9 protein-coding genes are annotated in these 12,104 nt (G+C 73.4%); 2 read left to right on the forward strand and 7 right to left on the reverse strand.

Features of this window, described 5'->3' with window-relative positions; genetic code table 11:
- Positions 1 to 292 precede the first annotated feature (292 nt).
- The 7 genes from AC5L34_RS10480 to AC5L34_RS10510 all read right to left on the reverse strand — a co-directional run bounded on the left by AC5L34_RS10480 (position 293) and on the right by AC5L34_RS10510 (position 10,026).
- A complete protein-coding gene (locus tag AC5L34_RS10480; RefSeq protein WP_441175475.1) occupies positions 293 to 1,504 on the reverse strand; it encodes a cytochrome P450 in 1,212 nt (403 codons plus the stop codon).
- A gap of 101 nt (positions 1,505 to 1,605) precedes the next feature.
- Positions 1,606 to 2,601, reverse strand: a complete 996-nt coding sequence (locus AC5L34_RS10485) for a TauD/TfdA family dioxygenase (protein WP_441175474.1) — start codon at positions 2,599 to 2,601, stop codon at positions 1,606 to 1,608.
- Between the two features lie 51 nt (positions 2,602 to 2,652).
- On the reverse strand, positions 2,653 to 5,655 hold the full coding sequence (locus tag AC5L34_RS10490; protein WP_494824679.1) for a condensation domain-containing protein: 3,003 nt from the start codon (positions 5,653 to 5,655) through the stop codon (positions 2,653 to 2,655).
- Positions 5,656 to 5,657: 2 nt separating this feature from the next.
- Positions 5,658 to 7,448 carry a non-ribosomal peptide synthetase gene (locus AC5L34_RS10495; protein ID WP_441175472.1) on the reverse strand — a complete coding sequence of 597 codons (1,791 nt, stop codon included), beginning with the start codon at positions 7,446 to 7,448 and terminating at the stop codon, positions 5,658 to 5,660.
- Positions 7,449 to 7,452: 4 nt separating this feature from the next.
- Complete coding sequence (locus tag AC5L34_RS10500; protein ID WP_441175471.1) at positions 7,453 to 8,274, reverse strand: hypothetical protein; 822 nt, start codon at positions 8,272 to 8,274, stop codon at positions 7,453 to 7,455.
- Positions 8,275 to 8,344: 70 nt separating this feature from the next.
- Positions 8,345 to 9,082 (reverse strand): ABC transporter permease, encoded by a 738-nt coding sequence (locus AC5L34_RS10505; protein WP_441175470.1) that lies wholly within the window; start codon positions 9,080 to 9,082, stop codon positions 8,345 to 8,347.
- Positions 9,082 to 10,026 (reverse strand): ABC transporter ATP-binding protein, encoded by a 945-nt coding sequence (locus tag AC5L34_RS10510; protein WP_441175469.1) that lies wholly within the window; start codon positions 10,024 to 10,026, stop codon positions 9,082 to 9,084. The genes AC5L34_RS10505 and AC5L34_RS10510 overlap by 1 nt, the downstream gene beginning before the upstream one ends.
- A 232-nt stretch (positions 10,027 to 10,258) precedes the next feature.
- Between AC5L34_RS10510 and AC5L34_RS10515 the strand changes: the two genes are divergently transcribed.
- A complete protein-coding gene (locus AC5L34_RS10515; RefSeq protein ID WP_441175468.1) occupies positions 10,259 to 10,477 on the forward strand; it encodes a hypothetical protein in 219 nt (72 codons plus the stop codon).
- Between the two features lies 1 nt (position 10,478).
- The gene (locus AC5L34_RS10520; protein WP_441175467.1) at positions 10,479 to 11,954 is read left to right on the forward strand and encodes an amidase; all 1,476 of its coding nucleotides are present in this window, start codon (positions 10,479 to 10,481) and stop codon (positions 11,952 to 11,954) included.
- Positions 11,955 to 12,104: the final 150 nt, after the last annotated feature.

The following is a 12,104-nucleotide window of genomic DNA, read 5'->3' on the forward strand; positions in this document are numbered from 1 at the left end:
TGGTGGTGGTCATTGGTGTGGAAGTGCGCTGGTGCTGGTCAGGTGTCGTGGGCCGGCGGTGGGGCATGAGACCGTCACATTCAGCTGGTGACCCGCGCACGAATAACCGGGGAAAGGCGCCCCGCGGAATCGTGCCGTCGCTAACGGCGGTCAATTGACGGGCGAATGCCGCCGTCGGATCCCGCTGTCGAAATACGGTCACACGCCACGACGCCGCCGGGGCGCGGAACCGGGTGACCGGATCCACGTCCCGACGGCGACACGCCCCTCTCCGGGGGCGGGTGGGGAGCCCTCAGACCGTGACGGGTAGCGACAGGAGTGCGGGGATGAACGGGTAGGCGCGCAGCTTCAGCGACTCCCGGGGGGCGGCCAGCGCGATGTCGGGGAAGCGCAGGAACAGCTCACGGAGGGCGATGGTCACCTCCATCCGGGCCAGTTCGGCCCCCGCGCAGAAGTGCGGGCCACCGCCGAAGACCAGGTGCGTCTTGTCGGCGCGGTCGATGTCGAACACCTGCGGGTCGGCGAACCGCCTCGGGTCGTTGCCGGCGGCGGCGACGTGCAGGAGCACCGTGTCGCCCTTGCCGATCCTGGTGCCGTCGATCTCCATGTCCTCGGTGGCGAAGCGACGAAAGGCGTGGTGCACCGACGGGTTCTTGCGCAGCATCTCCTCGACGGCCGCGTCGAACAGCTCCGGTTGCCGTCGTAGCCGCTCCAGCGTCTCCGGGTCGTCCAGCAGGGCCAGGGCGCCCCGGCTGATCATGCCCGCGGTGGTGTCGTAGCCGCCCAGCATCGTCAGCGCGGCCAGGACCAGGACCTGCTCGACGTTCAGCACGGGGGTGCCATCGGCGTCCTTCGTGTGGATCCAGTACGAGAAGAGGTCTTCGGTGGGCTCCGCCGTCTTGCGCCGCCTGATCTCGTCGAGCATCTGCAACATGTCCGCGCGGAGCTGGGCGTTGGTCTCGTCGTCGCTGCCGAAGCCGAGGTCCGCCATCCTCTTGAGGTCCGTGCGGTATTCGTCGGGGATGCCGAGCACGTCGCAGACGATCGTGATCGGCAGGATGGCCCCGTAATCCTCGACGAGGTCTCCGCCGCCCGCCGCCTCGAGCGCGTCCAGCCGCCCGGCGACGAGCTCCTGTATTCGCGGTCGGAAGGTCTCCAGGTTGCGGGGCAGGAAGGTGAAGTTGATCATCTTCTTGAGCCGCGTGTGGTCCGGCGGGTCGAGGGTGACGATGGTGCCGGTCGGCGTGCCCTCCGGGAAGCGCTGGCTGGTGAAGTCGCCGTTGGAGTACTCGCGGGGACGCGCCAGGCGCTTGTCGCGCAGCGCCGTGTAGACCTCGGCGTGGCCGGTGACCAGCCACACCCGGCCGTGGTCGTCGAGGCATGTCTGGTGGACGGTGCCCCGCTCGTGCATGACCGCGTAACGCTCGTTCGCCGCGTACGGGCTGGCGAAGTAGTCGGCGTCCATCAGCTTCTCCAGCCCGTGCACGGGGCACCTGCTCACCATGTTGGCCTCACTCTGGTCGGTGGGAAGGGAATCGCTGGCGGCTTCGGGTTCAACCGGTCTTGCGCCCCGCGGCGATCCGCCCCTCGCCCAGGGCCGGTGGATCAGTTGGTGCTGCTGAGCACGTGCCCGTCGGCGGGCCGCATCACGCGGGAGCGGCGGAAGTCGCGGTGCACGAAGATCCGTTGCAGCCAGCGGTCGCGGCCGTCGTAGCGCGGGGTGAACTCGGTGCGGCCGTGCAGGGCCAGCCGGTTGTCGACGAACGCGAGGTCGCCGGGCTCCAGGATGAACGTACGGCGGACGGTGCGCAGCGCGTCGCCCAGCATCGACAGCGCCTGCGTGGCCTCGGGGTCGAGGGGGAAGGAGCTCTCGAAGTCGACCCGTACGTCCGGGTCCTCGAAGCTGCCGACGAGGATGCCGTGCGGCTCCGGCGCGCTGTGCAGGTCGCCGAACGACGCCGGCGGCTCGGTGACGAACCGGGGCTCGTGCAGCACCCGCCGGACCTGCTCGGACAGCAGGGGCAGCGCGTTGCGCACGGACGTCACCTGCAACCCGGCGACGTTGTCGTGGTCGTTGCGCAGGCAGTGCAGGCCCACGTAGTCCGGGCGGTGCTGGTGGAAGGCGTTCTCCACGTGCATGGAGAGCGTCACCGAGCCCGCGTTGCCCTGGAACTTCTCCATGCCCGGCACCGGCACGACGTCCTGCACGAGCGCGCCGCTCTTCTCCTCCTTGAAGGCGATGAGTTCGCCGAGTTGCAGGCCGAGCAGCACCTGGGCGGCGGCGGGCACCGTGGACTCCCGCTGCACCGAGCCGGCCACGGTGGGCGTCGCGGGCAACTCGTCGACGTCCACGGGCAGGTTCCGCACGAGCAGTACGGCGTCGAGCCCGGGATCCCAGGCGAAGCGCCGCACCATCTGGCGCAGTCGTACGGGCAGGTTGCTGGACAGCTCGCGGGCCGACGCGAGCCAGGCGGTCGCGTCGACCATGCGCGGCGGCCGGCCCGCCAGGTAGCGGGCGATCGTGTCGACCTCGATGTTCTCCTCTCTGGTCAGTGTGATCATGCGGTCGGTACCGCGGGTGGGCTGGACGTCGACGGTCACGCCGAGCCTCCTCTGCTGAGGTTCGAGACGGTGTGGGGGTTGAGCGATCGGTCAGTCGTCGTCCTCGTCGTCGTCCCAGAACGCGTCCTGCAGGTGCTCCGCGAGCTGCCGGGGCGTCGGGTTGGCGAACAGGTCGGCGAGCTGGACCGGCATCGACAGGTCGGTCCGCACCCGCTGCACGAGCTGGGCGCCCAGCAGCGAGTGGCCACCGCTGGCGAAGAAGTTCGAGTCCGCGTGCAGGCCCGGCCGGTCGAGCATCTCGGTCCAGATCCCGACGAGGGCGAGGGTCGTCTCGTCCGGCGGGTCGGCGTCGGCCGACGCCCGCGCGGCGGCGAGCGCCACGAGGGCCGCGCGGTCCACGGTGCCGGCCACGGTGACTGGCAGCTGGTTGAGCACGACCAGTTCGGGCGTGAGCGGCAGGGCGGCACGGGCGTGTTCGCGCAGCCTGTCGGTCACGTCGGGCTTGCGGGACTCGACGAACGCGACGACCGTGCCGTCCTGCGCGTCGCCGCCGGACCCGACGGCGGCGACCGCCTCCACGTCCGGGTGGGCGGCGAGGACCGACTCGACGTCGAAGAGATGGATCCGCTGGCCGCCGACGCGTACCTGCGCCGACAGCGGGCCGACCACGTCCACCCGGCCGTCGGGCAGCAGGCGCGCGAGGTCCGCGGTGCGGTGGAACCGCCCGTACGTCGGGTGCTCGCCGAAGCGCGCGGCGGTCAGCTCCGGCCGGCCGTGGTAGCCGGAGGCCAGCGTGTCGCCCGCGACGCACAGCTCACCGCGTACGCCGATGCCCAGCTCGTGTCCGGTGCCGGGCTCGGTGACGAACACGCGGGTCGCCGGGCGGACGCCCGGCTCGTCCAGGCTGTCGTCGAGCGCGGCGTACCCGGCGACGCCGGGCGTGGTGTAGCCGTGGTGCGGCGTGCCGCCGGTGGCGCGCAGCTGCGCGGCCAGCGGGCGGGGGAGCGGTTCGTGCGCCACCAGGACGACGCGGCCCGCGAGCCGGTCGCCCGCGTGCTCGGCCACCTGGCGCCACACCGCCGGCGTCGCCTGCACCACGTCCACCGCCTGCCCGCGCACCAGCTCGCCGAGCGCGTGGCCGTCGGTCCGGGCCGCGTCGGGAGCGACGACGACCCGGCCGCCGGTGCTCAGCGCGACCAGCAGCTCCGTCAGCGCCGCGTCCGTGGCGGCGCTGCTCAGCCAGGCGGTCACGGCCGGCCCGACGCCGACCCGGTCGACGAGCCGCGCGACCGCGCCGGCCAGGGCCCGGTGGGTGACCGTCACCGCGAGCGGCGCGGGCGTGTCCAGGTGGTACTCCAGGTAGGCCACCGCGTCGAGGTCACCGCCGGTGGGCGCGTCGGCGCGGATCGCGTCGGTGGCGGCGGGGACGGCGGGGAGGGGCAGCGCGCCGGGCACGGGGAGGCCCTCGGCCGCCAGCACCGGGGCGGCACCCGAGTCGGCCAGCCGGGCGGCGAGGTCGGGGATCGGCTGGGCCGGGTCGAGCAGGACGCAGCGCGCGCCCGCCAGCCACACGCCGAGCCACGCGGCGGCCAGCAGCGCGCCGCGCGGCGCGAGCACGGCGACCGTGCCGCCGCCCGAGGCCGCGACCAGGTCCCGGGTGGCGAGCGCCGCGGACCACAGCCGGCCGTACGACACGGCGTCCGCGCCGTCCTGCACCGCGACGAGGTCCGGGCTCGCGGCGACCGTCGCGTGCACCGCGTCCAGCACGGACGCGGTGGCGGCCGGCGCCGACGGCGACGCCGGCAGGGCGAGGTCGCTCGTGCCCAGGCGGGACAGCTGCGCCACCGGCCGGTCCAGCTCCTCGCCCAGCCGTACGAGCAGCGCGTCGTAGCGTTGCAGCAGCAGCACGACGTCGGCCGCCTCGAAGGCGTCGACGCAGAACGCCGCGCGGACGGTCGTCGCGTCCTCGCCCGGCATGATGAAGAACTCCAGGTCGAAGCGGCTGTAGCCGTTCTCCACCATGACGTGCCGCACCGGCATCCCGGTCAGCGTGGCGGAGGTGTCGACGGTGCCGGGCACGTAGTTGAACAGGTGCCGGAAGAAGGAGCTGCGCCACGACGACGGCGCGTCGCCGAGCACGGCGGGGGACACGTGCTCCAGCGGTACGTCGGCGTGGCTGATCGCCTCCAGGAACGTGCTGCGCGTCTGCTTCACGACGGCGCGGAAGTCGGCGTCCGGGTCGAGCCGGACCCGCAGCGGCACCAGGTTCGCGTGGTAGCCGATGGCGTTCATGCTGCGCTGGTCCCGGACGTTGACCGGGGTGCCGATCACCACGTCGGAGCCCGCGCCGTGCTGGGCGAGCAGCACCGAGTACGCCGCGAGCAGCACCACCGCCTCGGAGGCGCGCAGTTCGCGCTGGAAGCGGCGTACCACGGCGCGGGCCGGCGCGGAGAGTTCGTGGTGGACGGTCTCGGCGCGCAGGGACGGCGCCCCGACGGGCGGCCGGGCGCACCACAGACCCGCCTCGGCGGCCCGCAGCCCGTCGAGGTTCTTCCGCCAGTACGCGACGCTGCGCTCGTTCGGCGCGCGCTCCGCGAGCGCGGCCACCGGGGCGTCGTCGGGCTGGCGTCCCGCCGCCACCGTCTCGTACGCGACGAGCAGTTCGCGGAGCAGGATCGTGGTCGACATGGCGTCGAAGTTCAGGTGGTGCACGACGACGCAGCACACGTCGCCGTCGGCTCCCGCGCGGATGCCCGCCCGCACCAGGGGGCGGCCGTCGATCGCGAAGGGCTCGGCGGCGAACGCGGTCAGGTCGGCGTCCATCCCGTCGTCGCCGGCCGGGACGTCCACCACCGGCACGTCGATCCGGTCGGCGGCGAGCACCTCCCGGGTCAGCGTCGCGTCGTCGGTGCGGAACACGGTGCGCAGCACCTCGTGGCGGGCCAGGACCGCCCCCAGCGCCGCGGTGAACAGCTCGCGGTCGATCCGGCCGGCCACCTCGAAGGCGACCGCCACGTTGTTGACCCCGGTGTCCGGCACCAGCCGCTCGAGCAGCCACATGGCTGCTTCCTTCCTGCTGGCCGCGATGCTCATGCTCACTCGTCCCCTCGGTCGGTGTCGGCGCAGACCTCGGCGAGTCGCGCCACGGTCCGGTTTTCCAGCACGTCACGCAGCGACAGGGTGAGTCCGCGTCGGCGTGCCTCGTTGACCAGCTGGGCGGCGCCGAGGCTGGTGCCGCCCCGGACGAAGAAGTCGTCGTCGACACCGATCGAGGAGACGGCCGTGTAGGTGGCGAAGAGCTCGCACAGCAGCGCCTGCAACTCGTCGGCCGGCGCCCGCCCGCCCGGCGTCGCCGTGACCTCCGGCGCCGGCAGGGCCGCCGTGTCGAGCTTGCCGTTGACGGTCAGCGGCAGCGCCGCGAGGCTCACCACGGCGCTCGGCACCATGTAGTCCGGCAGGGTCTCGGCGAGGTCCTTGCGCAGCTGCTGCGGGTCGAGCGTCGCGTCCGCCTCGGCCACGACGTACGCGACGAGCTGCTTGACCTCGGGCGCGTCCGTGCGGATCACCGCCGCCGCGTGCCGCACCTGCGGGCTGCGCAGCAGCGCCGCCTCGATCTCGCCCAGTTCGATGCGGTAGCCGCGGATCTTCGCCTGGTTGTCGACCCGCCCGCAGAACTCGTACTCGCCGTCCTCGGTGGGCCGGACCCGGTCGCCGGAGCGGTACATGCGCGAGCCGGGCGGGCCGAACGGGTCCGGCAGGAAGCGCTCGGCGGTCAGCCCCGGCCTGCCCAGGTAGCCCCGGGCGAGCTGGGCGCCCGCGATGTGCAGTTCGCCGATCTCGCCGGGCACGACCGGGCGCAGCTCCTCGTCCAGCACGTGGAAGCGCACGTCGGGCATGGGCTGGCCGATGGGCAGCGGCCCTGGCGGCACCGGCTGATCGGGCTCGATGACCACCGTGCTGCACCCGACGGTCGTCTCCGTCGGGCCGTACTCGTTGACGACCCGCGCGCCGGGGTGCCGGCGGCGCCAGGCGTCGACGGTCTCGCCGAGCAGCAGCTCGCCGCCGGCCATCAGCTCCCCGGTCGGGGACGCCTCGGCGGGCAGCGCGGTGAGCAGCGGGATGTGCGAGGGCGTCACCTTGACGAACGTGGGCCGCTCCTGCCCGAAGGGCCCGGCGGCGGGCGTGCCCATCTCCTCCAGGGCGCCGACGTGCACGCAGCCGCCCGTCATGAGCGGCGCGTAGAACGCGGTGACCGTCAGGTCGAAGGCGAACGAGGAGTGCAGCAGCGCCCGCCCGCGTACGCCCGGGTAGGACCGCACGACGTGGCGCAGGTACGTGCCGAGCTGGCGGTGCTCGATGACCACGCCCTTGGGGCTGCCGGTGGAGCCGGAGGTGTAGATGACGTACGCGGTGTTGGCGGGCCGCAGCGGGGCGAGCCGGTCGGCGTCGGTGACGTCGGTGTCCGGCTGGCCGGCGTACGCGTCCGGGTCGTCGAGGAGGACCCGGGGCGCGTCGGACGCCGGCACCGCGTGCTGGTCGTCGCCGGTGGTCAGCAGCAGCATCGGCCGCGCGTCGGTGAGCATGTGCTCCAGCCGCTGCGGCGGGTAGCTCAGGTCCAGCGGCAGGTAGGCCGCCCCGGCCTTGAGGGTGGCCAGCGCGGCCACCACCAGGTGCGCGGAGCGGATCCCGATCGCGACGAGCCGGTCCGGGCCCGCGCCGAGCGACACCAGCCGGTGCGCGAGCCGGTTCGCCTCGGCGTCCAGCTCCGCGTACGTCCTGCGGTGCTCGCCCCACACGACGGCGGTCGCGTGCGGGGTGCGCCGCACCTGTTCGGCGAACAGGTCGGTGAAGAGCGCGGGCTCACCGCCCGCCGGGCCCGGTGCCACCGCGCTACCCCGCGATCCGCAGACCGGCGTCCGCGCCGGTCATCAGGGCGGAGACCGTCGCGGCGACGTCGGGATGGCGCAGCATCTGGTCGTGGTCGACGTCGAGCGGGACGGTACGCCCGAAGCCCTGCCCGCCCTGGGTCGAGTGGGCGGAGGTGATCGCCGTCGCCGTCGCCCACTGCGGGGTCGGGTCGATCTCCGCCGCCGCCCGCAGGTACCCGACGAACGAGGCGAAGCTGCCGCCCAGCTCGCCCCGGACGTCGTCGTCGAGCCCGAGCCTGCGGCCCGCCACGTCGATCGCGCCGCGGAAGATCCCGGCGAGCGCGGGACCGATGAGGGTGAGGTCCTCGAGGCCGTACTTCTCCCGCACCGCCTGGCCGTCGGCGTGGAACGCGGCGATCTCCTCCGGGGAGAGGATGGTGCGCAGCGCGTCGGCGGCGGCGTGGAAGTCCCGGTAGAGCCCGACGATGTTCGGCAGCTCCGGGTCCAGCAGGATCAGCCGGGGCGCCTCGTCCTGCGCCTCGGCCAGCCGGGACGCGAGGGGGGCGGCGAAGACCGCGCCCACGCAGTAGCCGATCACGGTGTCGACGGTGCGTTCCCGCCGGCGTACGCCCTTCGCCCACCGCTCGACGTAGTCGGCGCCGGACATGGTGTCCTCGGCGCCGGAGGCGGGTGCCACGGTCTCCCAGATCTCGCCGGGCGCGCTCAGCAGGGGGACCAGGTCGCGGAAGCACGCCTGGGTGCGGCCGGTGCTGGTGAAGTCGACGGTGAGCGTGAGGCCGCCCGGTCCGCCCTTGCGCAGTATCTGCCAGGAGTTCTTCTTCACGATGCAATCCCTCGTCGTAGCGGTGCGTACGTTCGTCGTGCGGGGTGTGGGAGGTCCGTCGGCTCCCGGCTCAGACGCGGGCGCTGTCGCGCACGTAGCGCAGGGTCACGGCGGCGCCGAGCACGATGGTCCAGCCCGCGAGCACCAGGGCCGCGAGCCCGAGGCGGGAGTCGGCCTCGAACGGGCTGTGGCCGACCACGGCCAGCCAGTGGCTCGGCATGACGGCGGACACCGCCTGGAGCCACTCGGGGAACGCGACCGACGGGAACAGCGCGCCGCCGAGCACCCCGAGCAGCATGTGCGAGACGGAGGTGAGGACCTGCACGCTCTCGGCCGTGGCGACCTGGCCGATGAAGACGCCCAGCAGCGCGAACGGCAGCGTGCCGATCCAGACCCCGAGCACCAGCTGGAGCCAGCCGCCCAGCGGCAGCCGGACGCCCTGCAACAGCGCGCCGGTGAGCGCCACCGCCGTGATCGCCGGCAGCGCCACCACCATCGCCGCGGCCAGCTTCGCGGTCAGGTACGACGTCGGCGACAGCGGGGTGATGCGCAACTGGCGCTGCCACCCCGTCGACCGCTCGATCGCCACCCGGGTGCCGACGTTCAACGCCACGAAGAGCGCGCCGAAGGCGGCGAGACCGCCCAGCAGGTGCTCGCTGAAGTTGATGCCGGTGCGCTCGACGACCTCGCCGCGGAACAGGTTGGCCTGCATCAGGTAGAGCAGCGTCGGGAACAGGAACGCGACGATCCAGAACTTGCGGGCGCGGATCACCCGCTTCACTTCGATCTTGAGGAAGCCCGTGCTCATCAGGCGGCCCCGCCCTTCGTGGAGGTGAGGGCCAGGAACGCCTGTTCCAGGCCGAGGGCGCCGATCTCGACGTCGTACGCCCGGGGATGGCGCGCGAACAGCTCCCGGGCGGCGGCGTCGGAGTCGGAGCAGACGAGTTCGAAGCGCTGGCCGCGGGACTCGGCGCTGAGCACGCCGGGCAGCAGGCGCAGCTGCTCCACCGTCGCGTCCGGGACGGTGGCCGACAGCGAGCGGCCCGCCACCACGGAACGGATCTCGGCGACCGTGCCGTCGGCGATGACCGTCCCGGCCTGCACGAGCACCACCCGGTCGGCGAACTCCTCGGCCTCCTCCAGGTAGTGAGAGGCGAACACCACGGTGCGCCCGGAGTCGGTGAACTCCCGCATGGCGGCCCAGAACACGTGGCGCGACTCGACGTCCATCGCCACCGTCGGCTCGTCCAGCACCAGCAGCTTCGGGTCGGACACGAGGGTCATCGCCAGCCGCAGCCGCTGGCGCTGACCGCCGGAGAGCCGGCTGCGGCGGTCGGCGATGTCGGTCAGGTCGGTGCGGCGCAGCACCTCGGCGATCGGCAGCGGGGCGGCGTGCAGCGACGCCACCATCGTGAGCAGCTCGCGAATCGACACGTCGTCGAGCAGTGCGCCGTCCTGGAGCGTCGCCCCGATGACGCCCCGGGTGATGGCCTCCCGGGGGGTGTGCCCGAAGACGCGGATCTCGCCGCGGTCGGGGCGGGTGAGCCCCAGGATCATGTCGACGAGCGTGGACTTGCCCGCGCCGTTGGGCCCGAGCAGCGCCACCACCTCGCCGGGCGCTATCCGCAGGTCGATGCCGTTGACGGCCCGTACGTCGCCGTATCTCTTGTGCACGGCCGAAACGTCGATCGCCTGTGGTTGCACCGCACCGGCCGTGGGTGTCGCCACGAGGTTCGCGATTGCGTTGCTCATTGATTTCCCCATTTAGATCGGTGCGGGTATGCGAATAGTATTTATCAGCGCCGCGGAGCGGGGAGCCAGGAACTCCGGGGCCGTCGCCGCGAGGATCGGCGTCCGAGGCGCCTCATTCCGGGGTGGTGAGGGGTGACCGTAGGGGTTACCCCGCGACGGCCGCGACCGCCATCGTCGGAGTTGTCGTGGTCCTGGGCCGCGCATTTTTTGTGGCCCGTGCGGGGAGGTGTTCGTGGCACGCCAGAAGCGGAACGGTGACCGTCATTCGTCGAACGGTGACGCGAAGACGGACGTCATGGTCGGTGACGATGTCACGGCCGAGTCGTTCGTTTTTCCGCACAGCGACTTCTTCCGGCACACAAGAATGGACGCGGAATCGGAATTGACCGGCGACCGGCCCTCGCCGCGGGTCGTCGCGACCGGCCGGCCGGGTCACGCGGCGGTGAGCTGACATGGACCACGTCGCCGCCGCGGCCGAGCGGGCCGACCGGCTCGGGCCGATGCTCGGCACCTTCCTGCACCGCTTCCCGACCGTCGACGCCGGCACGGACGGGCCGCTGCGCGGCACGCTGATCGGCGTCAAGGACGTCGTCGCCGTGGCCGGCGCGCCGAGCACCTGCCAGAGCGTCGTGCACGACGCGGACTGGTGGGCCGACCGCGACGCGACCGTGGTGGCGCGGCTGCGCGCCGCGGGCGCGCTGATCGTCGGCAAGACCACGATGGGCGAGCACGCGCTGTCCCGGCCGGACCCGGAGGCGCCCTTCCCGGTGCCCCGCAACCCGTGGGACCCCCACCGGTTCACCGGCGGGTCGAGCTGCGGCAGCGCCAACGGCATCCCCGCCGGCTTCTTCGACGCGGGCGTCGGCACCGACAGCAACGGCAGCATCCGGATCCCGGCCGCGCTGTGCGGCGTGACCGGGCTCAAGCCGACGCAGGGCCTCCTGCCGGCGACCGGCGTCCGCCCGCTGGCGCGCTCGGTCGAGACCACGGGCCCGCTGGCGCGCACGGCCCGGGAGTGCGCGCGGCTGCTCGCCGTGATGGCGGACCGGCCCGCGGAGCTGTCCCGGCCGCCGCTGGCCGACCTCGCGGGCGTACGCGTCGGCGTCCCGGGCGACCTGGTGCGCTACGCCGCCGCGCTGACCGAGGACACCGCCGCCGCCTTCGACGCCGCGCTCGACGAGTTGCGGGCCGCCGGGGCGCAGGTCGTCGACGTGCCGTTCGACGAGGCGTTCCCGCTCTTCGCCGCGCAGCTCGTGACGATGCTGGTGGAGGCGTTCGAGGTGCACGGGGCGCAGCTGCGGGCGCGTTGGAGCGACTACGGGCGACCCTTCCGGTGGAACGTCGCGCTCGGCGGCGTGCTCCCGGCGGAGACGTACCTGCGGGCCCAGCGGGTGCGCGGGTGGGGCGCCGACGCCCTGCGGGCGCGGTTGCGTGACGTCGACGTCATCGCCACGCCCGCCTGGCCGTCCGGCGCCCCCCGCTACGACGACCAGGCCAGCCTCCAGATGATCTCCTTCCTGCCCAGCGCCTGGAGCGCGGTTGGCTTCCCCGCGCTGGCGCTGCCGATGGGCGTCGACGGCGACGGGATGCCGCTGTCGCTGCAACTCGCCGCCGCGCCCGGCCGCGACTTCGAGCTGGCCGCCGTCGCCGACGTCTACCAGCGGCGTACGGGCTGGCACGAGCGGGAGCCGAAGCTGGAGGTCGTGACGGACCTCGCGTCCGTCTGCGTGCCCGAGGCGCCCGCCGACGGCGTCGACCCCGTACGCCGGGAGCGGCTGGCGCGGGCGTTCGGCGAGCTGGGCGTCCCGCTGGGGGACGGGGACCTCGACCAGGTGACCATGACGTGGACGAAGGTCGAGGCGCTTGCCGGGGTGCTGCCGGAACTCCCGGTGGACGTGGCGCCGTTCGCCGCCCACCCGGCCGGTTGAGCGCCCCCCGGATGCACCGGGCCACCGACCGCTCGGCGTCGTGTCCGCGTCCGCGCGTCCGCTGACCCCGGGCGGCGCGCCTGCCCCGGACGTGGGGGACACACGGGTCGGGCATGCGTACGACACGGTGGGAACATGACGCGACGGGGG

The organism is Micromonospora sp. ZG13 (genome assembly GCF_059359355.1).